23 protein-coding genes are annotated in these 21,137 nt (G+C 70.2%); 7 read left to right on the plus strand and 16 right to left on the minus strand.

What is annotated here, in order from left to right; translation table 11 throughout:
• Window positions 1-83 precede the first annotated feature (83 nt).
• Window positions 84-1,187 (plus strand): GNAT family N-acetyltransferase, encoded by a 1,104-nt coding sequence (locus tag AC3ENQ_RS01425; protein ID WP_431800982.1) that lies wholly within the window; start codon window positions 84-86, stop codon window positions 1,185-1,187.
• The gene (locus tag AC3ENQ_RS01430) at window positions 1,184-2,314 is read left to right on the plus strand and encodes a GNAT family N-acetyltransferase (RefSeq protein ID WP_431800984.1); all 1,131 of its coding nucleotides are present in this window, start codon (window positions 1,184-1,186) and stop codon (window positions 2,312-2,314) included. The genes AC3ENQ_RS01425 and AC3ENQ_RS01430 overlap by 4 nt, the downstream gene beginning before the upstream one ends.
• Here the strand turns inward: AC3ENQ_RS01430 and AC3ENQ_RS01435 are convergent.
• The 8 genes from AC3ENQ_RS01435 to AC3ENQ_RS01470 all read right to left on the minus strand — a co-directional run bounded on the left by AC3ENQ_RS01435 (window position 2,261) and on the right by AC3ENQ_RS01470 (window position 8,545).
• Window positions 2,261-2,602, minus strand: coding sequence for a hypothetical protein (locus AC3ENQ_RS01435; RefSeq protein WP_431800986.1), 342 nt, complete (start codon window positions 2,600-2,602; stop codon window positions 2,261-2,263). The two genes, AC3ENQ_RS01430 and AC3ENQ_RS01435, sit on opposite strands and share 54 nt — an antisense overlap.
• Before the next feature lie 9 nt (window positions 2,603-2,611).
• Window positions 2,612-3,223, minus strand: coding sequence for a hypothetical protein (locus AC3ENQ_RS01440; protein WP_431800988.1), 612 nt, complete (start codon window positions 3,221-3,223; stop codon window positions 2,612-2,614).
• Between the two features lie 36 nt (window positions 3,224-3,259).
• Window positions 3,260-4,222 carry a bifunctional DNA-formamidopyrimidine glycosylase/DNA-(apurinic or apyrimidinic site) lyase gene (gene mutM, locus AC3ENQ_RS01445; RefSeq protein ID WP_431800990.1) on the minus strand — a complete coding sequence of 321 codons (963 nt, stop codon included), beginning with the start codon at window positions 4,220-4,222 and terminating at the stop codon, window positions 3,260-3,262.
• Between the two features lie 6 nt (window positions 4,223-4,228).
• Window positions 4,229-4,942, minus strand: coding sequence for a ribonuclease III (gene rnc, locus AC3ENQ_RS01450; RefSeq protein ID WP_431801721.1), 714 nt, complete (start codon window positions 4,940-4,942; stop codon window positions 4,229-4,231).
• Between the two features lie 49 nt (window positions 4,943-4,991).
• Window positions 4,992-5,201: a 50S ribosomal protein L32 gene (gene rpmF, locus AC3ENQ_RS01455; RefSeq protein ID WP_040165203.1), complete on the minus strand. Its 210-nt coding sequence runs from the start codon at window positions 5,199-5,201 to the stop codon at window positions 4,992-4,994.
• 2 nt (window positions 5,202-5,203) lie between these two features.
• Window positions 5,204-5,764, minus strand: coding sequence for a YceD family protein (locus AC3ENQ_RS01460; RefSeq protein WP_431801723.1), 561 nt, complete (start codon window positions 5,762-5,764; stop codon window positions 5,204-5,206).
• An 83-nt stretch (window positions 5,765-5,847) separates the two neighbouring features.
• Window positions 5,848-6,354, minus strand: a complete 507-nt coding sequence (gene coaD, locus AC3ENQ_RS01465; RefSeq protein ID WP_431800993.1) for a pantetheine-phosphate adenylyltransferase — start codon at window positions 6,352-6,354, stop codon at window positions 5,848-5,850.
• A 28-nt stretch (window positions 6,355-6,382) separates the two neighbouring features.
• A complete protein-coding gene (locus AC3ENQ_RS01470; RefSeq protein ID WP_431800995.1) occupies window positions 6,383-8,545 on the minus strand; it encodes an ATP-dependent DNA helicase RecG in 2,163 nt (720 codons plus the stop codon).
• Between the two features lie 101 nt (window positions 8,546-8,646).
• Here AC3ENQ_RS01470 and AC3ENQ_RS01475 point away from each other — a divergent pair, with 101 nt between their 5' ends.
• Window positions 8,647-9,225: a 1-acyl-sn-glycerol-3-phosphate acyltransferase gene (locus tag AC3ENQ_RS01475; protein WP_431800997.1), complete on the plus strand. Its 579-nt coding sequence runs from the start codon at window positions 8,647-8,649 to the stop codon at window positions 9,223-9,225.
• A gap of 74 nt (window positions 9,226-9,299) precedes the next feature.
• Window positions 9,300-9,863, plus strand: coding sequence for a 16S rRNA (guanine(966)-N(2))-methyltransferase RsmD (rsmD, locus tag AC3ENQ_RS01480; RefSeq protein ID WP_431800999.1), 564 nt, complete (start codon window positions 9,300-9,302; stop codon window positions 9,861-9,863).
• 12 nt (window positions 9,864-9,875) lie between these two features.
• Here rsmD and thiL read toward each other — a convergent pair whose 3' ends face one another.
• Window positions 9,876-10,859 (minus strand): thiamine-phosphate kinase, encoded by a 984-nt coding sequence (gene thiL, locus AC3ENQ_RS01485; protein WP_431801001.1) that lies wholly within the window; start codon window positions 10,857-10,859, stop codon window positions 9,876-9,878.
• Between the two features lie 22 nt (window positions 10,860-10,881).
• On the opposite strand from thiL, the gene AC3ENQ_RS01490 reads away from it, so the two are divergent.
• Window positions 10,882-11,364 carry a DUF3515 family protein gene (locus AC3ENQ_RS01490; RefSeq protein ID WP_431801003.1) on the plus strand — a complete coding sequence of 161 codons (483 nt, stop codon included), beginning with the start codon at window positions 10,882-10,884 and terminating at the stop codon, window positions 11,362-11,364.
• Window positions 11,365-11,389: 25 nt separating this feature from the next.
• Here AC3ENQ_RS01490 and AC3ENQ_RS01495 read toward each other — a convergent pair whose 3' ends face one another.
• From AC3ENQ_RS01495 to AC3ENQ_RS01525, 7 genes are all read right to left on the minus strand, one after another.
• Window positions 11,390-12,478, minus strand: coding sequence for a D-alanine--D-alanine ligase family protein (locus AC3ENQ_RS01495; RefSeq protein WP_431801005.1), 1,089 nt, complete (start codon window positions 12,476-12,478; stop codon window positions 11,390-11,392).
• Complete coding sequence (locus tag AC3ENQ_RS01500; protein ID WP_431801007.1) at window positions 12,384-13,490, minus strand: NAD(P)H-dependent glycerol-3-phosphate dehydrogenase; 1,107 nt, start codon at window positions 13,488-13,490, stop codon at window positions 12,384-12,386. The genes AC3ENQ_RS01495 and AC3ENQ_RS01500 overlap by 95 nt, the downstream gene beginning before the upstream one ends.
• Window positions 13,491-13,503: 13 nt before the next feature.
• Complete coding sequence (locus AC3ENQ_RS01505) at window positions 13,504-14,307, minus strand: lysophospholipid acyltransferase family protein (RefSeq protein ID WP_431801009.1); 804 nt, start codon at window positions 14,305-14,307, stop codon at window positions 13,504-13,506.
• Window positions 14,294-15,664: a UDP-N-acetylglucosamine 1-carboxyvinyltransferase gene (murA, locus tag AC3ENQ_RS01510; protein WP_431801011.1), complete on the minus strand. Its 1,371-nt coding sequence runs from the start codon at window positions 15,662-15,664 to the stop codon at window positions 14,294-14,296. Before murA ends, AC3ENQ_RS01505 begins: the two co-directional genes overlap by 14 nt.
• A gap of 71 nt (window positions 15,665-15,735) precedes the next feature.
• Window positions 15,736-16,332: a 3-isopropylmalate dehydratase small subunit gene (gene leuD, locus AC3ENQ_RS01515; protein ID WP_431801013.1), complete on the minus strand. Its 597-nt coding sequence runs from the start codon at window positions 16,330-16,332 to the stop codon at window positions 15,736-15,738.
• Between the two features lies 1 nt (window position 16,333).
• The gene (gene leuC / locus AC3ENQ_RS01520; protein WP_431801015.1) at window positions 16,334-17,797 is read right to left on the minus strand and encodes a 3-isopropylmalate dehydratase large subunit; all 1,464 of its coding nucleotides are present in this window, start codon (window positions 17,795-17,797) and stop codon (window positions 16,334-16,336) included.
• A gap of 277 nt (window positions 17,798-18,074) precedes the next feature.
• Window positions 18,075-19,145: a TerC family protein gene (locus tag AC3ENQ_RS01525; protein ID WP_431801017.1), complete on the minus strand. Its 1,071-nt coding sequence runs from the start codon at window positions 19,143-19,145 to the stop codon at window positions 18,075-18,077.
• 264 nt (window positions 19,146-19,409) lie between these two features.
• Here AC3ENQ_RS01525 and AC3ENQ_RS01530 point away from each other — a divergent pair, with 264 nt between their 5' ends.
• Complete coding sequence (locus AC3ENQ_RS01530; protein ID WP_431801019.1) at window positions 19,410-19,970, plus strand: RNA polymerase sigma factor; 561 nt, start codon at window positions 19,410-19,412, stop codon at window positions 19,968-19,970.
• Window positions 19,967-21,097, plus strand: a complete 1,131-nt coding sequence (locus AC3ENQ_RS01535; protein ID WP_431801021.1) for a DUF4349 domain-containing protein — start codon at window positions 19,967-19,969, stop codon at window positions 21,095-21,097. Before AC3ENQ_RS01530 ends, AC3ENQ_RS01535 begins: the two co-directional genes overlap by 4 nt.
• The last annotated feature ends 40 nt before the right edge of the window (window positions 21,098-21,137 follow it).

Below are 21,137 nucleotides of genomic sequence, written 5' to 3' on the forward strand. Positions count from 1 at the left end.
CGGACTCACCACTGACGCGCGGCGGAGCGGCCCGGCCCCGGAACAACACGGCGGCCGGCCGCTTCTCCCGAAAGGACACCTCCATGTCGAACACTCTCACCGAGGTTGAGTTCCGGCCTCTCACCATCCCCGCATCCATGGATGCCGCTGACGCGGACGAGTTCCGCGAGTTCACCCGCGTACGCAACGCGATTTACCGCGAGATCACCGGCAACGACGACGACGCGATGACGCCCGAGGCACTTCTCCCCCATTACCACGACGACCCCGACGAGATCAGGTACGCCTGGGTGATCGTCAAGGACGGGGAGATCATCGGACGCGTCGGCGTCGATCTTCCGCAGGAGGACGGCTCGCTGAACGCCTTCTGGCTCGTCGAACTGCTCGGCGCCCACCACGGGCTCGGCATCGGCTCGGCCGCCTATCCGCTCGTCGAGAAGACGGCCCGGGAGCACGGCCGGACCGTCCTGCAGTCGTGGGCGCAGCACGTCGAACCCGAAGAACCGGGCGAGCGGCTCGACCCGCCGACGGGCTTCGGCACGATCCCGCTCGACCGCGCCGCGCGCTTCTTCCTGCGGCACGGCTACACCCTCGAGCAGGTGGAGCGGCAGAGCAACCTCGACCTCGCGGCATCCGCCGAGCACGTCCGTGAACTGCTCGCCGAGGCTGAGGACGCGTCGGCGGGCTACGAGGTCGTGCAGTGGTTGCTGCCGACTCCGCCCGAGCTCGCCGACGACTACGCCTGGGTGAAGTCGCGCATGTCGACCGATGTTCCCGCCGCAGCCCTCGTCTTCGACGAGGAGGTGTGGGATGCCGACCGCATCGCCCGTCACGATCAGCGCTACGTCGACGGAGGGACGACCGCTCTCGTGACCGCCGCCCGCGAAAGAGCGTCCGGACGGCTCGTCGCCTTCAACGAATTGACGATCGACGACCACGGCGGCGCCGACCCCGCGGAGCCGAGCCACCAGGAGGACACGCTCGTGCTGAAGGAGCACCGCGGCCACCGGCTCGGCCAGCTCGTCAAGTGCGCGGGCCTGAAGCGCTGGCACGAGGAGATCGCTCCCCTCTCGCCGAAGGTCATCACCTACAACGCCGAGGAGAATCGCCCCATGCTCGACATCAACGAGCGCATCGGGTTCTTCCCGGTCGGATACGAAGGCGCGTGGAAGAAGGTGCTTTCGTGAGCGAGACGCTCACCCTTCGGCCGCTGCGCCGGGCGGACGGACCGGACGGTCCCTCCGACCTCGATGCGGTGCGCGAACTCCGGAACGCCGACATGCGCGTCGTCCACGGTTCGCACGACTACGACTCGTCGGCGGAGGAGATCCGTATCGCCTGGACCGACGATGAGGACGCGCGCCAGCGCGGCGTCATCGCGGAGGACGGCGGCCGCGTGCTCGGTTTCGCGGCCGTCGTCGTCCCGCTCGACGCCGGCGCCGCGTCGGTCTCGCTCAACGTCCGTGTGCGCGCGGACGCGCGTCGCCGCGGCATCGGCGGGTTGCTGCTCGCGGCCGCCGAGCAGATCGCCGCGGACGAGGGCCGCTCCGTCCTGCAGTGCTGGACGGAGCATCCGCCCGCCGACCTCGCCCGCGAGCCGGCGATCAGCGGGTGGGGTTCGGTCCCCCGCGACGCGACCACGATGTTCGCGCGCGATCAGGGCTACGCGCTCGAACAGGTCTACCGCAAGAGCCGATTCACGATCGACGCGCAGAGCCTTGCCGAGGTCGAACGCCTCGCGGGGCCGGCGCGCGCGGCGGCAGGTGACGCGTACGTCTACGAATGGTGGGAGACCCCGACCCCGCCCGAGAATGCGGACGACATCGCCGAGCTGCACGCACGCATGTCGACGGATGCCCCGTCGGCCGGCGTCGAGGAGGACGCGTCCGACTGGGATGCCGCACGTGTCGCGCGATGGGAGGAGATGTCGCGGACGAGCGGTTATCGCAAGATCATCGGCGCTGCGCGCCATGTCGCGTCGGGCCGGCTGGTCGCGTTCAACGAACTGTCGGTGCGGGGCGAGGAGACGACGGCGCATCAGAATGACACGCTCGTCCTCCGCGAGCACCGCGGGCACCGCCTCGGCATGCTCGTGAAGTGCGAGACGCTCCTGCGCCTGCACGATCTCTTCCCCGCTGTCACGCGCATCGAGACCTACAACGCGGAGGAGAACCGCCCCATGCTCGATATCAACGAGGAGATGGGGTTCGCACCCCTGCAGTACTCGGGGATGTGGCAGAAGAGGGTCGCGTCAGACGGCTCAGAGTTCGTAAGCACGCGCGTAGGCAGCGAGGTAGTCGGACCCGAGGCGTAGCCGCACGTAGTCGTCGATCGTCGCGAGGGCTGCCGTCACTTCCTCCCGTGTCCCGCAGAGCGTCAGCTTCCTGCCGAGCACCCGGGACACGGACACGTCCCCTCCCAAAGCGATGCTGAAACCCCAGCTGCCGCGCCCGTAGTCGTCGAACGCGCCCTGGACGGCGAACGCGTCGTACAGCACGAAACCCAGCTCGACATCCGAGCGCTTGCGCGCCTGCGTCGCGGCGGGCAGGTGAGCGTCGATGAGGTCGAGGACGTCATCCGCTGTCAGATCATCGTGTGGCATTCTCGCTCCTTAGCGCGATCGCAGAATCGCCTGCATCTTCGTGGCGTCGAATCGGTATCCGTGGCTCTCCAGGAAGTCGAGCTCATCCGCCAGCGCGCTTCCCGGGTAGTCCAGTGGATTGTGAGAGAAGGTGATCGGCTTGCCTTCGGCGATGACCCGCTCGAGGAACGGCACGTTGAAGGAGTCGAACATGTCGCGGTCCGTCAGCTGGTGCGCGTCGGCGATCGTTTCCCAGTCGTCACCGAGGCTGAAGTACGTGGCCGGCGGCACCTTGCCCTCAGCCACGTCGATGTAGCTGGCGGTTCCGGGAACCCGGAATTTGCCCAGGATCGCCTCGAGGCCGTCCGGGTTGTGCACGCTCGCCTGGAGGATGTCGACGTACTCCTGGTCGTCCATCCCCGGCGGCTTGCGCGTCGCATTCGGCACGTACGGCCGAGACGATGACCCCGGCCCCGGCACGCCGTGGCCGTGGAAGACGTCTTGCGCTCTGACCCGCCGGATGAGGTCTTCGAGGTGATCTGCGAGGTTGTCGGCGACCTGGTGGAGCTTCTCCTTGGAGTGGGCCATACCGTCGAGGGTGGCTTGCCGCAGTTCACGCAGGACGACTTTGATCGAACTCATCGGCTTCATCCTTCCATGGAGGGGAGGATGCCGACGTCATCGGCGGCGTGCGACCCGCACGTCGCCCATCGCCGAACCCGGCCGCAGCCGCTGACAGTGCGGGCAGTAGTGGCTCGAGCGATTCATGAACGACGCGCGGACGAGGGGCCGCCCGCAGCGAGGGCAGGGCTGCCCGTCACGTCCGTAGGCGTTGAGGGAGTGGGAAAAGTAGCCCGCCTGCCCGTTGACGTTGACGTACTGCGCGTCGAAGCTCGTGCCGCCCTCGGCGAGGGCCTTCTCGAGCACGGCGCGGATCTCCGCGAGCAGCCGCGTCACGGCGCGGGAAGACAGCGCCTCCCCCGCGGTCTCGGGATGGATCCGCGCCGCCCACAGCGACTCGTCGGCGTAGATGTTGCCGACTCCACTGATCACGGTCTGGTCGAGGAGGATGCGTTTGATCGCGGAGCGCTTCGCACGGACGATAGCCGAGAACCGGCGGTCGGAGAAGGCGGGGTCGAGCGGATCGCGGGCGATGTGGGCGACCTGGGAAGGCACTTCCGCGGCATCCGCTCCCCATCCGGCGGCTGCACCGTCGGGCGTCGGCACGAGGTGGTCGAGGGCGAGGGAGCCGAAGGTCCGCTGGTCGGCGAAGACGACGGCGATATCGCCGTGATCGGGGTGGGCGATGTCGAGCCGGATGCGTTCGTGGCGCTCGGGCGGCGCACCGGAGGGCCGAAGCAGCAGTTGCCCGCTCATGCCGAGGTGCCCGACGACGGCATCTCCGCCCGCCGCCACGGCATCCGCCTGGGGGCGCGGGCGGAGCGGCAGCCACAGAAATTTCCCGCGGCGCGCCGCGGCCGCGATCGTCCGTCCCGTCAGGGCTGTTTCGAAGGATGCCGCGTCGCCCGGATGCCGGGTGAGGGCACGGTCGTCCACGACCGTGACGGCCGCGATGCGAGCGCCGACGACGGCGGGCTCGAGGCCCGCGCGGACGACCTCGACCTCGGGAAGCTCCGGCATGCGCGCTCAGCCGCGCTCGGAGAGCGCGTTCCACACGGCGAGGGCGCCGGCCATCTCGGCCTGCTTCTTACTCGAGCCGGTGCCGGTGCGCGACACGTCGCCGACGGTCACCGATGCCGTGAACACGCGGTGGTGGTCCGGGCCTTCGGACGAGACCGTGTACGTCGGCGGCGCGAGCGAGAGGCGCGCCGCGAGCTCCTGCAGGCTCGTCTTCGGGTCCATCGCTGCGCCGTACCGCTCGGGGTCGGCCATGAGCGGCGCGACCAGGCGCAGGACGAGCGCGGTGGATGCCTCGGGTCCCGCCGACAGGAAGGCCGCGCCGATGACCGCCTCCATCGTGTCGGCGAGGATCGAGTCCTTGTCGCGGCCGCCGGTCTGGTCTTCACCGCGACCGAGCCGGATGTGCTCGCCGAGACCGATGCCGCGGGCCACCTCGGCGAGTGCGACCGTCGAGACGACGCTGGCGCGGCGCTTCGCGAGCGCACCCTCTTCGAGCTCGGGGTGCGTCGTGAACAGGTGGACCGTCACGGCCTGGCCGAGGATCGAGTCGCCGAGGAACTCGAGGCGCTCGTTGTGCGGCGATCCGCCGTCCTCGTAGGCGAACGAGCGGTGGGTCAGCGCCAGCGACAGAAGCTCGGGGTCGATATGGACCCCGAGCTTCTCGGTGAGGCTGGGCTTGCCGGTGAGGCTGGGCTTGCCGACGACAGAGCGAGACGCCATCGGCGTCTCGCTCTCGATCTGTGCGTCCGTCACGAAGAGGCCGCGTCGATCAGATGTCGGCGACCTTGCGGCCCTTGTACTCGAGGAAAAGCTCGGTGCCCTGCGAGTCGGTGACGACCTTCGCCTGGTGCGGGCGGCTGTAGACGACCTTACCGTTCTCGACGGTCTTGACGAGAGCGGGAGCCTCCGCCTTCCACTGGGCGCGACGCGAACGCGTGTTGGAGCGGGAGACCTTCCGCTTCGGGGGGTTACCTGCCATGATCAGCTCTTCTCTGTGTGGGAGACGTCGGGGCGCGCGCCCTCGTCGTCGTGGTCTGGTGGGGTGATGGTGTTCAGTGCGGCCAGCGCACTCCATCGCTCGTCGATCGGGGTTTCCCGCACGGTTCCTGCTGCCAGCTTCTCGCCCGTCACCGGATCGAGGCCGGGGCAATCCGGCTGGCACACCGGCTGGAAGGGAAGCGACAGGACGATCGAATCCCTGACCAGATTTTCAAGATCCACGTGGTCGTCTTGAACCTCGAAGTCGATCGCTTCCCCCTCAGAATACCCGAAGAGCTCCTGAAACTCGACTTCGACGCTCTGGGCGATGTCGGTGAGGCACCGTCCGCAGACGCCGGTGTAGCGGGAGCGGACGTCCGCCGTGACGAGGATGCCTTCATGCACCGCCTCGAGGCGCACGTCCAGATCGACGGGTTCGCCCTCCGCGACCGCGACGAGACCCTCGCCCCACTTCTCCGGCGCCGGCGCGACGACTTCGAACTCGCGCATCTCGCCCGCGCGGTGCGCGATGTCGCGCACAGGGAAAGCGAACGGACCGCTCACATGCTTTCTGACCACGTTTCCATGGTACCGGCGGACTGAGCGGCATCGGCGCGCGCGGTGACACGGGCACACCCGCGCGGACGTCAGCCGCGCGGTGCGCTTCCCGCGCCGGTGTCGAGGAAGCGTGCGACGGGACCCGGGACGAACGGCGAGACGTCGCCACCGAGCGCGGCGACCTGACGCACGAGCGAGCTCGACACGAGGGCGTGGGCGGGGTCGGGCAGGAGGAACACGGTCTCGATCTCGGCGAGGTGGCGGTTGACGATCGCCATCGGCGTCTCGTAGGCGACGTCGACCTGCGAGCGGATGCCCTTGACGAGCACGCCGGCGTTCACGTCCTGCGCGTAGTCGACGAGGAGACCGACGCTCCACGACGCCACGATCACGTTCCCCACGACGCCCTCTTCGGCGATGGACTGCTCGAGCAGCGTCAGACGCTGCGCGATCGGCAGCATGGCCTCTTTGCCGGGGTTGTGGACGACCAGGACGTGGAGCTCGTCGTAGAGCGCCGCCGCCCGGCGGATGACGTCGATGTGACCCAGCGTCGGCGGGTCGAACGAACCCGGGACGACCGCGATGCGGTTGTTCATGGCATCCAGCCTATCGGTCGGTTCCGGGTCAGTTCTTCGCGAGCGCGGCCCGCTCCTGCTGGCCGAGGCGTCGTCGCAGAGCGTCGGACAGACCCGGATGCCGCGAGAGGGCGGGGTCGTCGGCGAGGAGCCGTTCGGCGCCTTCGCGGGCCGTCTGGATGAGGTCGGCGTCGGCGACGACCCGCAGGAGGCGGAGCGATGAGCGGGCGCCCGATTGGGCGTCGCCGAGCACATCTCCCTCGCCGCGCAGCTCGACGTCGACCTCGGCGAGGGCGAAGCCGTCGGTGGTGGACGCGACCGCCTCCACGCGCGAGCGCGCGGGCGTGCCAGCAGGCGCCTCCGTCACCAGCAGACACAGGCCCGGCACCGCGCCGCGACCGACGCGTCCGCGCAGCTGGTGCAGCTGCGAGACGCCGAACCGATCGGCCTCGAGGATCACCATCGCCGAGGCGTTGGGCACGTCGACGCCGACCTCGACCACGGTGGTGGCCACCAGGACGTCGACCTCGCCCCGCGCGAACGCCTGCATGACGGCATCCTTCTGCTCGCCCGGCATCTTGCCGTGGAGGATCTCGACCCGGATGTCGGCGAAGGCGGGGTGGGATGCCAGAAGCTCGCGCACCTGGACGACGCCCCACCGTGTGCGCGGCTGTTCGCCCTCGAGCACGGGCGCGTCGTCGGGGGCGTCGACGTCCTTCTTCGTCGCCTCGGCGTCGATGGCGGCGCACACGACGAAGACCTGATGGCTCTGCGCGACCTCTTCGGCGACGCGTTCCCAGACCCGACCGAACCATCCGGGCTTCTCGGCCAGTGGAGCGACGAACGTCGTGATGCCCGCGCGCCCCGCCGGGAGTGTCCGGATGGTGGACACGTCGAGGTCGCCGAACACGGTCATCGCGACCGTGCGCGGGATCGGGGTCGCAGTGAGGACGAGCACGTGGGGCGAGGTGCCCTTCGCGCGGAGGGTCTCGCGCTGCTCGACCCCGAAACGATGTTGCTCGTCGACGACGACGAGGCCCAGATCGGCGAACGTGGTCGTTGCGCTGAGGAGCGCGTGCGTACCGACGACGATGCGCGCCTGCCCCGACGCGGCACGGAGCGCGGCCTTCCGCCGTTCGGCGGCGGGGAGCTGACCGGTGAGGAGCGTCGGCATGAGTTCGGGCGCGAGCTCGGGGCCGAGCATCCGCGCGATCGAACGCACGTGCTGAGCGGCGAGCACCTCGGTCGGCGCGATGAGAGCGGACTGTCCGCCCGACTGCGCGACCTGCAGCATGGCGCGGAGGGCCACCAGGGTCTTCCCCGACCCGACCTCGCCCTGGACCAGCCGATTCATCGGCCACGCGCCCTCGAGATCGCGGGAGATGACATCGCCGACGGCGACCTGGTCGTCGGTGCGGGTGAACGGGAGCCGCGCGTCGAAGCGCGCCAGGAGGTCGCCCGCCGGGCGGGAGGTCGCCGACATCGCACGCACGAACTGCCGTTGCTGCAGCAGCGCGGTCTGGAGGACGAACGCCTCCTGCGCGCGGAGGGTGTCGCGCGCCGGCTCCACGTCGCCGAAGTCGTGCGGCGCATGCACGAGGCGGAGGGCCGCATTCGCATCGAGCAGCGCGTGCTCACGGCGGAAGCCCTCCGGGAGCGGATCGGCGACCGGCGCGAGGCGAGCGAGCACATCGCCCACGGCCTTCTGCACCTGCCAGCTCGCGACGGTGCTGGTGGCGGGGTAGATCGGGATGGGCGTGTGCTGGCGCTCGGAGGCGTTCAGGCGTGCGGCATCCTCATCGTCGAAGAGCTCGTAATCGGGGTGCGCGAGCTGCTGCACCCCCTTGAACTGCCCGACCTTGCCGGAGAAGATCCCCTGCCGGCCCACGGTCAGCTGGGTCGCCCGCCACTTCTGGTTGAAGAAGGTGAGCGTCAACGCCCCGACGCCGTCGCTGATCACGACCTCGACGATCGAACCCTTGCGTTGACGCATGGGACGCTCGGCGACCGAGCGCACCTCGGCGACGATCGTCACCTGCTCGCCCAGCGGGAGCGACGCGATCGGCGTCAGCTCGCCGCGACGCGCGTAGCGGCGCGGATAGTGGGTGAGGAGATCGTTCACGCTCTCCATGCCGAACGCCCGGTGGAAGACGCCGGCCGTCTTCGTGCCGAGCGCGTCGTCGAGCGACGTGTCGAGCGTGAGCGAGGGCATGCGACGAGTCTAGGCACCGCCTCGGACAGCGGTGCCGGTGCGCGCGTGCATACGCCCGGCATACGCCCGGCGCGGCATATGCGCCCGGATACATTGTCAGCGTGATCCGCCGCCTCGTCGCCCGCATCTTCTGGTTCTTCAGCCGGTGGGAGCTGCGCACGGAACCCGCACCGACGCGCCCCACCGTGCTCATCGGCGCCCCGCACACGTCCAACTGGGACTTCGTCCTCATGCTCGGGATCGCGTGGCGTCTCGGCATCCCCGTGCGGTGGCTCGGCAAGGCGAGCCTGTTCTCCGGATGGCGCGGCCCGATCATGCGGGCGCTCGGCGGCATCCCGGTGCAGCGCGATGATGCCAGCCGCGTCGTCGACGAGGTCGTGGCGCGCGTCCACTCCGGCGAGGTGTTCGGCCTCGTCGTGACCCCCGACGGCACGCGCGGCGGGAACACGCACTGGAAGAGCGGCTTCTACCGCATCGCCCGCGAGACGGGCATGCCCGTCACCCTCGGCTACGTCGACCGCACGACGATGACGACCGGCCTCGGCCCGACGATCGAGCTCACCGGCGACGTCTCGGCCGACATGGACCGCATCCGCGCGTTCTACGCCGACAAGGCGGGGCTGCGCCCCGAGCGGCGCACCGAGCCGCGCCTGGCGAACGAGAGCGACGCGACCGTCTGAGGGCGCCTGATCGCCGGCCGCACGAATCGCCGCGCCAACGAATCGCCGGGCAAACGAATCGGTAGGGTGACCGTGTGACGCGCATCATCGCCGGGGCCGCGGGCTCGTTGACCCTGACCGTGCCGGATGCCGGCACCCGCCCGACGAGCGACCGCGTCCGCGAGTCGCTGTTCGGAGCCCTCGACTCCGCCGATCGCCTGCGCGCCGCGGCGGTTCTCGACCTCTACGCCGGCTCGGGGGCGCTCGGGCTCGAGGCCGCGAGCCGCGGCGCCGCGTCGGCCGATCTCGTCGAGAAGTCCCCGCGCGCGGCATCCGTCGTCGAACGGAACGCACGGGCCGTCGCGCGCGCCGTCCCGAGCGCGGTGATCCGCGTGCACCGTGCGGCGGTGGATGCCTACCTGCGCACCGCCAGCGCGACCTACGACCTCGTGTTCGTCGACCCGCCGTACGACCTCGACGATGCCGCCCTCGGCACGGCGCTCGAGCTGCTCGCTGCGCGCCTGCGCCCCGACGCGCTCGTGATCGTCGAGCGCGCCACCCGCTCAGGGCCGCCGACGCTGCCGCCCGGGCTCGAGCCGGTGCGCGACAAGCGGTACGGCGACACGACGCTCTGGTGGATCGCCCCGTCCGAGGAGTGAGCGCGGGCGGACTCAGCCGCGCCCCGCATCCCAGTCGCGGTGCGGGTCCCACCCGAGATGGCCGGTGACCGGTGCCCCCGCGATCGTGACGGGCGCCTCCCCGCGAGCGCGAGTGAGCCCGATCGCGCGGAAGCCCGGCGGTAGCTCCGTGCCCGCCGGGAACGCCGCGAGGAGCGCGTGGTCCTCTCCCCCGCGCAACGCGTCGTCGTCGAGGCCGGGGTCCAGGTCGAGGGTGACGCCGGAGGCGTCGGCGAGCCGCGTCGCGTCGAGGAGCAGACCGTCGGAGACGTCCATCATCGCCGTCGCGCCCGCGCGCGCGGCCATGACGCCGAGGTCGATGGGCGGCGACGGGCGCAGCTGCGCCGCCAGGTCCGCGCGCTCAGCGGCACCCAGAACCGCGTCGTCGACCGCGACGGGGGTTCCGGATGCGTCTCGGAAGCGGTCGAACAAGATCCGCAGCCCGCGCGCTGCCGCCCCGAGCGTCCCTGCGACCGCCAGAGCGTCACCGGGCCGGGCGCCCGAACGGAGGACGGGCGGATCGTCTCCGAGGACACCGAGCGCAGTCACGGCGATCGTGAGGGTGTCGGATGCCGTGAGGTCGCCGCCCTCGACGGCGCACCCGGGAGCCAGCGCGTCGCACGCGTCGCGGAGCCCGCGGGCGAGGTCGTCGACGACGTCGGCGCGGGTGTCGTCGGGCAGGGCGAGCGCGACGAACAGCGCCGTCGGCGCCGCTCCCATCGCGGCGATGTCGGCGAGGTTGACGGCCGCGGCCTTCCAGCCGAGGTCGTAGCCTCGGGACCAGGCGAGGCGGAAGTCCGGCCCGTGCACGAGGGTGTCGGTCGAGACGACCACGCGACCGCCCGGTACGGCGAGCACCGCGGCATCGTCGCCCGGACCGACGTCGGCGCGCGAGCTTCCCTCGAGGGCGGTGAAGATCCTCGCGAGAAGAGCTCTCTCCCCGAGGTCTCCCACGGTCGTCGCGCGTTCGGCATCCATCCCTCCACGGTAGCCTGGAGAGGTGATCCGCCCGCGTCTCGCCGCTCTCCTCGTCCTCGGCGCAGCCGCCCTGTCTCTCACATCCTGCAGCAGCACGGTGTCCCTCACGCCGGCGAAGGACGCCAACGATCCGGCGTGCGCCGAGGTCATGACCGCCGCAGGCTTTCCCGGTTCGATCGACGGCAACGAGCGCCGCTGGACCGACGCGCAGGCGACGGCCGCGTGGGTCGACGACGCGGGCCGCGTGACGGTCGTCATGAGCTGCGGCGTCGAGGTCCCGGGGCCGTCGACGCTCCCCTGCCAGACGGCCGGCGGCGTCGACTGGCTGATCGACGACAGCGAGGCGCCGAACTACCGCTTCACGACCTTCGGTCGCGAGCCGGCCGTCGAGGTCTACCTCGACTCCGACGTCGTGAGCGGACGCGCCGCCCTCGACGCGCTGGGTTCTGCGGTGCAGCAGCTGCCGCCGACCGGCGCGGTCTGCACGGAGCGGTCCGCGTCCTGACGGCGACCCGGATCCTGACGACGCGTCAGCCTCGGCGTTCGATCGCGAGGTCGATGAGTTCGCTGATGAGGTCCGGGTACGACAGGCCCGACGCGATCCAGCACGACGGGAACATCGAGATCGGCGTGAAGCCGGGCATCGTGTTGACCTCGTTGACGAAGAAGTCGGTGCCGGTGAAGAAGAAGTCGACGCGGGAGAGCCCCTCGCCGCCGACCGCGTCGAAGGCGCGCGCCGCGATGCGCTGCATCTCGGCGAGTTCTCCCTCGCGGAGCTCCGCCGGGCACACCAGCTCCACCCCGGCGGCGCCGAGGTACTTCGCCTCGAAGTCGTAGAAATCGCGGCCGGAGACGACGATCTCACCGGCCACACTCACCCGCGGCGGCGCGCCGTCGCGGCCCTGCAGGACACCGCACTCGACTTCGCGGCCGACGACGGCCTGCTCGACGAGCACGGTCTCATCCTCCGCGAAAGCGACATCGAGGGCACCGTCGAGCTCGCTCCACTCCGACACCTTCGAGACGCCGACGCTCGACCCCGCGCGTGCGGGCTTGACGAACACAGGCAGTCCGAGCGAGCGGACGCGGCGCTCCCACAGGGCACGGTCGTGCTCGAGCGCCCGCCGCGTGAGGGTTACCCACGGCACGACCGGAACGCCCGCCGAGGTGAGGATGCTCTTGGTGGTGTGCTTGTCCATGCCGATCGCAGACATGAGCAGACCGGCGCCGACGTACGGCAGGTCGAGGAGCTCGAGGAATCCCTGGATCGTCCCGTCCTCGCCGAACCGGCCGTGCAGGATGGGGAAGACGACGTCGACGTCGCCGAGCGAGCGGATGCCGTCGGCATCCGCGACCTTCAGTTCTCGGGTGAGGACCGAATCGGGCCAGATGATGCGCGTGCCGTTGTCGACGACTTCGGGCAGGCGCGCGGGGTCGAGGGCGAACTTGTCGGGGTCGTCTTCCTCGAGGATGAACGCACCGTCGCGGGTGATCCCGACCGGGATGACGTCGAAGCGCTCGCGGTCAATCGCCCGCAGGACGCCTCCCGCCGTGGCGGAGCTTATCGAGTGCTCGCTGGAGCGACCGCCGAAGAGCACCGCCACCACCGTTCTGTCCATCCTGGGTCCTCTCACCGGTGGGCTTGTCGTCGTCGGTCGTCAGGTGCGGCGCGATCTCGCGCGGGTTCATCGTGCCGTCGAGAACCATCTTCACCTGCTCGACGATCGGCATCTTGACCCCCGCGGCGTGGGCGAGGTTCAGAACCGGCGCGACGGAGGCGAGACCCTCGGCGGTCTGGTTCATCTGCTTGACGACGTCTTGGAAGCTGTAGCCCTGCCCGAGGAGGCGCCCCGCGGTGTTGTTGCGGCTGAGGGGCGACTGGCAGGTGGCGATGAGGTCGCCGAGGCCGGCGAGCCCCTGGAGCGTCTCGGACTGGGCACCGTAGGCGACGGCGAAGTCGGTCATCTCGACGAGGCCGCGGGTGATGATCGACGCTTTGGTGTTCTCGCCGTAGCCGACGCCGTCGACGATCCCGATCGCGACGGCGATGAGGTTCTTCAGGACGCCGCCGAACTCGGTGCCGATGACGTCGGTGTTCACGAACGTGCGGAAGTAGGCGTTCCGTGCGCGCCGCGCGACGGCCTCGGCGGTCTCGCGGCTCGTCGACGAGATGACGGCGGCGGTGGGCTGCTCGCGCGCGATCTCGAGGGCGAGGTTGGGGCCGGATGCCACGGCGATACGGGCCGGGTCGCAGTGCAGCTCCTGTTCGAGCACCTGACTCATGCGCAGTCCCGTACGCTTCTCGACGCCCTTCATCAGCGAGACGATGGGGGCATCGGTGGCCGAGATGAGCGGGCGGACGGCTTTGAGGTTCTGTCGCAGCGCCTGACTGGAGATCGCGAAGTAGACCTGCGAGGCGCCGTCGAGCGCTTCGGCGAGGTGACTGGTCGCCGACATGTTGCGGGGCAGGTTCACGCCCGGGAGGTACTCGCTGTTGCGGTGCCCCTCCTGGATCTCCTGCGCGAGCTCGGCGCGGCGCGCCCACATGACCACGTGCGCGCCGCCGTCGGCGAGGACCTTGCCGAAGGTGGTCCCCCAGCTTCCCGAGCCGATCACGGCGACGCGAGGCATCCCGGGTTCGTGCTTACGACTCAAGGCGCCCCGTCTCGCTCTGGCCGTGGACGGCCGGGTCCCAGCGCTCGGCGGGCGGCTGCTCCTGGCGCAGGTCGCCGAGAAGCCCCGAGATCGCCGCCATCACGATGTCGGTGGAGGCGGTGAGGTTGGCGTTCCCGTGAGGTAGGGCGCGGTAGGCGTCGAGATCGACTGCGGGCCCGACCTTCACCCGCACGCGCTTGCGCGGCGGCCAGAGGCTCAGCTTGCCGTAGCGCGGCAGGATCTGCTGCACCCCCCACGTCGCCATGGGGATCACCGGGATGCCGCCGGCCAGCGCCAGGCGGACGGCCCCGGTCTTGCCGCACATGGGCCAGAGGTCGGGGTCGCGCGTGAGCGTGCCCTCGGGGTAGACGATGACGCCGCGGCCGTGTGCGACGAGGTCGGCCGACTGGGTGATGGTCTGCTTGGCGGAGGAGGCCGACGCGGAGCGCGCCACCGGCACCATCCCGGTCGCGCGCAACGCGGCGCCCAGCACCGGCACGCGGAACAGGCTCTCCTTCGCCATGAACCGCGGCGCGCGCCCCATCCGCCACGTCGCGACGGCGACGATGATCGGGTCGAACTCGCTGTAGTGGTTCGGGGCGAGGACGTAGGGGCCTTCGATCGGGAGGTTCTCTGCGCCCTCGATCTCGATCTTCGTGATGAATCCCGCCAGCGGGACGACGATGGCCGCGAGGGGCCAGAAGACGCTGGGGCGGCGCTTCTCCGCCGACGCGCGACGGCGCGGACGCGGCGCCACCGTGGTGCTCTCGTCCACCGGGTCAGCCGACGACATCGAAGTCGGCGCCGAGGGCGGTGAGTTTGTCCAGGAACTTCTCGTAGCCGCGGCGGATGATCTCGACGTTGCGAACGGTCGACTCCCCCTCGGCGGTGAGGGCGGCGATGACGTAGCTGTACCCGCCGCGGAGGTCGGGCACCACGACATCGGCGCCGTGCAGCGGCGTGGGGCCGTTGATGACGGCGGCCTGCTCGAGCGCGCGGCGGGCGACGCGACGCTCGGGGCTCGCGATGCCCTCGGGGTGCACGACGATGTCGGCGCCCATCTTGTTAAGCGCCTGTGTGAAGCCGAGACGGTTCTCGTACACCGTCTCATGGACGGTGGACGTGCCATGCGCCTGCGTCAGCGCGACGATCAGCGGCTGCTGCCAGTCGGTCATGAATCCGGGGTGGACGTCCGTCTCGACGACGACGGGCTTCAGCTCGCCGCCCCGGCGGAAGCGGATACCGTCCTCTTCGATGTCGAAGTCTCCCCCGACCTTCCGGAAGACGTTGAGGAAGGTGAGCATCTCCTGCTGCTTCGCGCCGCCGACGAAGATGTCGCCGTCGGTCGCGAGCGCGGCGCACGCCCATGACGCGGCCTCGTTGCGGTCGAAGATGCTGCGGTGGTCGTACCCGCGGAGGGAGTCGACGCCCTCGATGAAGATGACGCGGTTGGGCTCGTACGAGATGATCGCGCCCATTTTCTGGAGCACCGCGATGAGGTCCATGATCTCGGGCTCGATCGCCGCTCCGCGCAGCTCCGTCGTTCCCTTCGCGCGCACGGCCGTGAGCAGCACCTGCTCGGTCGCCCCGACGCTCGGGTAGGGAAGGCTGATGTCCGCTCCGTGCAGGCCCTCGGGCGGCGCCGACAGCCGGATGCCGCTCGGCAGCTTGTCGACGGTCGCGCCGAAGGCGCGCAGCGCGTCGAGGTGGAAGTCGATGGGTCGGTCGCCGATCCGGCATCCGCCGAGGTCCGGGATGAACGCCTGCCCCAGCAGGTGCAGCAACGGCCCGCAGAAGAGGATCGGGATGCGCGAGGCGCCCGCGTGGGCGTCGATCTCCTCCATGTGCGCCGAGACGGCGCCGCGCGGGTCGAGCCGCAGCACGCCGTCGCCGTCGTCCTGGATCGCGACGCCGTGGACTTCCAGCAGCGAACGCACGACCTTCACATCGCTGATGTCGGGCACGTCGCGCAACACACTCTCGGTCTCACCGAGAAGAGACGCGACCATCGCCTTGGTGGCGAGGTTCTTCGCCCCCTTCACCTCCACACGCCCGACGAGCGGCCGCCCCCCACGGATCACGAGCAGCTGTCCCGCGTCGTCCTTATCGCCGGGCTGAGACGCTGCCGAAGCGCTGAGGAGGGTGTTCATTCGATGGGACCTCACATTGTGTATCGAGGGCGGGCCTGCTCTTCCCCGGGTGCGGGGCTGCCGGGCTCGGGCTAGCGAACGGGGAGCGTTCGCGGCCGCCACGCCTCTCGGCGCGCCTCGAACTGCGCGATCTTGTCTTCGCTGCGCAGCGTGAGCCCGATGTCATCGAGCCCTTCGAGGAGCCGCCATCTAGTGTAATCGTCGATGTCGAACGGGACGCGGAGGTCACCCAGCGCGGCGGTGCGCTCGACGAGGTCGACCGTCATCTCCACGCCCGGGTCGGCCGCGATCGCCGCCCACAGCGCCTCGACGTCGCTCTCGGAGACGACACCCGTGACGAGCCCCTGCTTGCCGGCGTTGCCGCGGAAGATGTCGGCGAACTTGGGGCTGAGCACCACCCGGAAACCGTAGTCGCGAAGCGCCCAGACGGCGTGCTCGCGACTCGAGCCGGTGCCGAAGTCGGGGCCGGCGACGAGGATGGATGCCGAGGAGTACGCCGGCTGGTTGAGGACGAACTCCGGGTCCTGTCGCCAGTTGGCGAACAGGGCGTCCTCGAAGCCCGTCTTCGTCACGCGCTTGAGGTAGACGGCGGGGATGATCTGGTCGGTGTCGACCGCCGAACGGGTCAGCGGGGCGGCAATACCGGTGTGCGTCGTGAACTTCTCCATGTCAGGCCTCCACCGTCTCGCGGGCGGGCAGATCGGCGGGGCTCGCGAGCCGGCCCATGACGGCGGTCGCGGCGGCCACGAGCGGCGACACGAGGTGCGTCCGTCCGCCCTTCCCCTGGCGACCTTCGAAGTTCCGGTTGCTCGTCGACGCGCAACGCTCGCCGGGAGCGAGCTGGTCGGGGTTCATGCCGAGGCACATCGAGCACCCGGCGAATCGCCACTCGGCGCCGAAGTCGGTGAAGACCTTGTCGAGTCCCTCGGCCTCCGCCTCGAGGCGCACGCGCGCGGAACCCGGCACCACCATGACGCGAACACCATCGGCCTTCGTCCGCCCCTCGATCACCGACGCGAACGCGCGGAGGTCCTCGATGCGACTGTTGGTGCAGGAGCCCATGAAGACGGCATCCACCGGCACGTCCTTCAGCTTCGTACCCGGGGCGAGGTCCATGTACTCGAGCGCGCGCTCAGCGGCGGCGCGCTCGTTCGCGTCGTCGAAGGATGCCGGGTCGGGCACGACGTCGCTCAGCGACGCACCCTGCCCGGGGTTCGTGCCCCACGTGACGAAGGGTTCGAGCTCGTTCGCGTCGAGGAACACCTCGGCGTCGTAGACGGCGCCCTCGTCGGAGGGGAGCGTGCGCCAGTAGGCGACGGCGTCGTCCCAGTCCTGACCGGTCGGCGCGTGCGGGCGACCCTTCACGTAGGCGAACGTGGTCTCGTCGGGGGCGACCATGCCGGCGCGGGCGCCCGCCTCGATCGACATGTTGCACATCGTCATCCGGCCCTCCATGGAAAGGGAGCGGATCGCGCTGCCGCGGAACTCGAGCACGTACCCCTGGCCGCCGTTGGCGCCGATCTTCGCGATGATCGCGAGGATGATGTCCTTCGCCGTCAGGCCCGGGCGGAGCTCTCCCTCGACGGTGATCGCCATCGTCTTGAAGGGCTTGAGCGGCAGGGTCTGCGTCGCGAGGACGTGCTCGACCTCGCTCGTGCCGATGCCGAACGCCATCGCCCCGAACGCGCCGTGGGTCGAGGTGTGACTGTCGCCGCAGACGACGGTGATGCCGGGCATCGTGAGCCCGAGCTGGGGGCCGACGACGTGGACGATGCCCTGCTCCTTGTCGCCGAGGGAGTGCAGGCGCACGCCGAACTCCTCGGCGTTGCGGCGCAGGGTCTCGATCTGCGTGCGGCTCGTGAGGTCGGCGATCGGCTTGTCGATGTCGAGCGTCGGGGTGTTGTGGTCCTCGGTCGCGATCGTGAGGTCGAGGCGGCGCACGGGGCGTCCTTCGGCCCGGAGGCCGTCGAACGCCTGCGGGCTCGTGACCTCGTGCACGAGGTGCAGGTCGATGTAGACGAGGTCGGGCTCGCCGTTCTCGCCTTTGACCACGAGGTGGTCGTCCCAGACCTTCTCGGCGAGGGTGCGCGGGCGATCGGGAAGCTCGTGCGGGCGATCAGAAGTGGAAGTCATGTCGGTCTCGTTCTCCAGGAGTGGGGATCAGCCCAGCGCGAACTCCGCGACGAGAGAGGGCTCAGAACGAGATCTCGCCGCGGCCGCTAAGAAGGAGGCGAGCGATCCGCATGGCAGTCACCTTACCACCGGTCCCGGGGGGCTCCTTCCCCCGCACGCCCTCGCACCCTCCCCCACACGCGAGATCACGCGAAGGGTCGCGACACGCGGCGCGCACGCTCGGCTCGGCCGCGTGTCGCGACCCCTCGCGGTGCGTAGGTGAGGTGTGAGGGGATCGTCAGGGGCCGTCGACGGTGGGCGGCGTGCCCTTCTCGTCGGCGACGGCTTCGGCGGCCTCGACGGGAGTCGAGGGCACCTGCCCGGCAGGCGCGGCGCGGCGCTCGCGGCGCGCGGCGATGAGGCTCGCGACGGTCGCGACGATCATCGAGAGGATGATGACGCCGAGCGACATCCAGGTCGAGATCTCCGGCGCCCATTCGATGTGCTCGCCGCCGTTGATGAACGCGAGCTCGTTGACGTGCATCGCGTGGAAGAAGAGCTTCACGCCGATGAAGGCGAGGATGAACGCGATGCCGTAGTGCAGGTACTTGAGTCGGTCGAGCAGGTCGCCGAGGAGGAAGTACAGCTGGCGGAGGCCCATGAGCGCGAACAGGTTCGCGGTGAACACGATGAAGGGGTTCTGCGTGATGCCGAAGATCGCCGGGATCGAGTCGATCGCGAAGAGGAGGTCGGTCATGCCGATCGCGACGAAGACGATGAGCATGGGCGTGAACATCTTCTTGCCGCCCACGACGGTGCGGATCTTCGAGCCGTCGTAGCCGTCGCTGATGTCGATCGTGCGGCGCAGCTGCCGGACGATGAAGGACTCCTTCTTCACTTCGTCGTCGTGATCGTCTCCGGGGAACGCCTGACGCCACGCGGTCCAGATGAGGAAGGCGCCGAAGATGTAGAACACCCAGCTGAACTGCTCGATGATCGCGGCACCCAGGAGGATGAAGATGCCGCGGAGCACGAGGGCGATGATGATGCCCACCATCAGGACTTCCTGCTGGTAGCGGCGGGGCACCGCGAACTGGTTCATGATGAGCACGAACACGAAGAGGTTGTCGATCGAGAGGCTGTACTCGGTGAGCCATCCGGCGATGAACTGCCCGGCGAATTCGTGGCCGGCGAACACCCACAGGAGCCCCGCGAAGATCAGGGCCAACGCGACGTAGAACACGACCCAGAGGGTCGACTCCTTGGTCGAGGGGATGTGCGGGCGCTTGAGGATCAGCAGCAGGTCGGCGGCGAGGATGAGCACCAGCACGATGAGCGATCCGACTTCGAACCAGACAGGGAGCTCCATGCGGGCCTTTCGGAGGGGACGGGTCAGGTCGAAAGTCTCTCCCCCGCTCGACGATGGCCGACGCGGCGCGCACCCGGGGCTGCGACGACGGAGCCCGTCCTGACGGATGCGCGATACGGGATACTCCCTCTCGCTCGACAAGAGTACTCCCCGGACAGGACGCCGACACGCCCTCGGCCCTCGCTCCCCCGCACCCGCCCCGCACGCACCTGAGACGATGCCGGGGAGCGGGACACTGACAGGGTGGGAACAGACGAGGAGAGCATGACGGAGACGACCGCGCCCAGCGACGCCGAACTCGTCGCCGCCGCAGCCGGCGGCAGCGACGACGCGTTCCGTGCGCTCTACCGCGCGTACGCGCGCCCCGTGTACTGGCTCGCGCACTCGCTCGTGGGAACGGCGGCGGATGCCGAGGACGTGCTGCAGGAGACCTTCTTCGCCGCCTGGCGGAAGCTTCCCGGGCTCGAACTCGCCGGGGAGTCGCTCCTCCCCTGGCTCGTGACGATCTGCCGCTTCCAGAGCGCCAACCGCATCCGCAGGCAGCACCGCGACCGCACCCGCACGGCGGCCGCGGTGGACGAGACGATCCCCGCGACCGTCGACGTCGAGAAGCAGGTCGTCGACGCCGCTCTCGTCGAGCGCGTGATCGCCGAGGTCGGCACGCTGAGTCCACTCGACCAGCAGATCTTCCGCCTGTGCGCGGCGGAGGGGTATGCCTACCAGGCTGCCGCCGATGAGCTCGGCGTCTCGCACGCCGTCGTCCGCAATCGTCTGTCCCGCATCCGCACCCGTCTGCGCACCACCATCGAACCGGAGTCGACATGACCGGAGGAGACATGAACATCGACGACATCACCCTGCCCGAACTGACGGACCTGCGTCTCGACGAGATCGAGACGGAGCTGTTCGCCCGTATCGCCGACGAGCGCCGTGACGCGCGCGCCGAGCAGGAGGCGGCGCGCCGCGTCGCAGATGCCGAGAGGGCGCGGGCGCGTGCCGCCCGCCGGGGCCGCATCTGGATGGGCGCCGCCGCTGCGGCGGCCGTCGTCGCCGTCGCGGCGATCATCGCCCCCCAACTGGGCGGCGGGTCCGTCGTGGGCACCGCCTCGGAGCCGCTCGTCCTCAACGGCGCGCGCGGCGACGCGTACTCGGTACCCGAGGTGGGGAGCGAGGACGCGCCGCTCGTGGCGACCGGCGCGGCCGCGACCGCCGCCGGCGCGAAACGTGAGATCGTCGCGACCGCGAGCGCGAGTCTCACGGTGGACGACACGAAGGATGCCGCCGACGCGATCACCGATGAGGCGACGACCGCGGGCGGCTACGTCGAGGCGCTCAGCCTCGGCGGCGGCCAGGCGGTGACACCCGAGGGCGCCCTCGTCGACACGTCGAGCTACCCGGCGCCCACCGGCGCTTGGATCTCGGTCCGGATCCCGGCCGACCGCCTCACCGATGTCCTGTCGGGGCTGTCGAAGCTCGGCGAGGTGACCGCCTCGCAGGTCGACCGGCGGGACGTCACGACCGAGGCCGTCGATCTGCGTGCGCGGGTCGATGCGCTCCAGGCATCCGTCACCCGTCTCACCGAGCTCGTCGCGCAGGCGTCGTCGACCTCCGATGTGATCGCGGCGGAGTCGGCGCTGTCGGAGCGGCAGGCCGAGCTCGACTCTCTGCGTCAGCAGCTCACCCTGCTCGACGACCAGGTGGCCATGTCGACGCTCACGGTCTCGCTCACCGAGCCACAGCCTGCCGCCACCGCCGATCCGGCCGGGTTCGGCGACGGGGTCGCCGCCGGGTGGCACGGTCTCGTCGCGACGCTCAACGGCCTCGTGATCGCGCTCGGCTTCCTGCTCCCCTGGCTCGCGGTGATCGCCGTGCTGGGCGCTGTGGTGTGGGGCATCCGCCGCGCCCTGCGGCGCCGCCGCGCGCGGAGCGTCGAGGTCTCCGAAGAGGCCTGACGAACGAAGAAGCCCGGTCCGAGTGGACCGGGCTTCTTCC

This window comes from Microbacterium sp. bgisy203, assembly GCF_057706945.1.

Excerpts from the sequence above, each read along its gene's own strand:
- AC3ENQ_RS01425 (WP_431800982.1), top strand. The coding sequence starts at position 84 with ATGTCGAACACTCTCACCGAGGTTGAGTTCCGGCCTCTCACCATCCCC.
- AC3ENQ_RS01435 (WP_431800986.1), bottom strand. The coding sequence starts at position 2,602 with ATGCCACACGATGATCTGACAGCGGATGACGTCCTCGACCTCATCGAC.
- AC3ENQ_RS01440 (WP_431800988.1), bottom strand. The coding sequence starts at position 3,223 with ATGAGTTCGATCAAAGTCGTCCTGCGTGAACTGCGGCAAGCCACCCTC.
- mutM (WP_431800990.1), bottom strand. The coding sequence starts at position 4,222 with ATGCCGGAGCTTCCCGAGGTCGAGGTCGTCCGCGCGGGCCTCGAGCCC.
- rnc (WP_431801721.1), bottom strand. The coding sequence starts at position 4,942 with ATGGCGTCTCGCTCTGTCGTCGGCAAGCCCAGCCTCACCGGCAAGCCC.
- rpmF (WP_040165203.1), bottom strand. The coding sequence starts at position 5,201 with ATGGCAGGTAACCCCCCGAAGCGGAAGGTCTCCCGCTCCAACACGCGT.
- coaD (WP_431800993.1), bottom strand. The coding sequence starts at position 6,354 with ATGAACAACCGCATCGCGGTCGTCCCGGGTTCGTTCGACCCGCCGACG.
- AC3ENQ_RS01470 (WP_431800995.1), bottom strand. The coding sequence starts at position 8,545 with ATGCCCTCGCTCACGCTCGACACGTCGCTCGACGACGCGCTCGGCACG.
- thiL (WP_431801001.1), bottom strand. The coding sequence starts at position 10,859 with ATGGATGCCGAACGCGCGACGACCGTGGGAGACCTCGGGGAGAGAGCT.
- AC3ENQ_RS01495 (WP_431801005.1), bottom strand. The coding sequence starts at position 12,478 with ATGGACAGAACGGTGGTGGCGGTGCTCTTCGGCGGTCGCTCCAGCGAG.
- AC3ENQ_RS01500 (WP_431801007.1), bottom strand. The coding sequence starts at position 13,490 with ATGCCTCGCGTCGCCGTGATCGGCTCGGGAAGCTGGGGGACCACCTTC.
- AC3ENQ_RS01505 (WP_431801009.1), bottom strand. The coding sequence starts at position 14,307 with ATGTCGTCGGCTGACCCGGTGGACGAGAGCACCACGGTGGCGCCGCGT.
- murA (WP_431801011.1), bottom strand. The coding sequence starts at position 15,664 with ATGAACACCCTCCTCAGCGCTTCGGCAGCGTCTCAGCCCGGCGATAAG.
- leuD (WP_431801013.1), bottom strand. The coding sequence starts at position 16,332 with ATGGAGAAGTTCACGACGCACACCGGTATTGCCGCCCCGCTGACCCGT.
- leuC (WP_431801015.1), bottom strand. The coding sequence starts at position 17,797 with ATGACTTCCACTTCTGATCGCCCGCACGAGCTTCCCGATCGCCCGCGC.
- AC3ENQ_RS01525 (WP_431801017.1), bottom strand. The coding sequence starts at position 19,145 with ATGGAGCTCCCTGTCTGGTTCGAAGTCGGATCGCTCATCGTGCTGGTG.
- AC3ENQ_RS01530 (WP_431801019.1), top strand. The coding sequence starts at position 19,410 with ATGACGGAGACGACCGCGCCCAGCGACGCCGAACTCGTCGCCGCCGCA.
- AC3ENQ_RS01535 (WP_431801021.1), top strand. The coding sequence starts at position 19,967 with ATGACCGGAGGAGACATGAACATCGACGACATCACCCTGCCCGAACTG.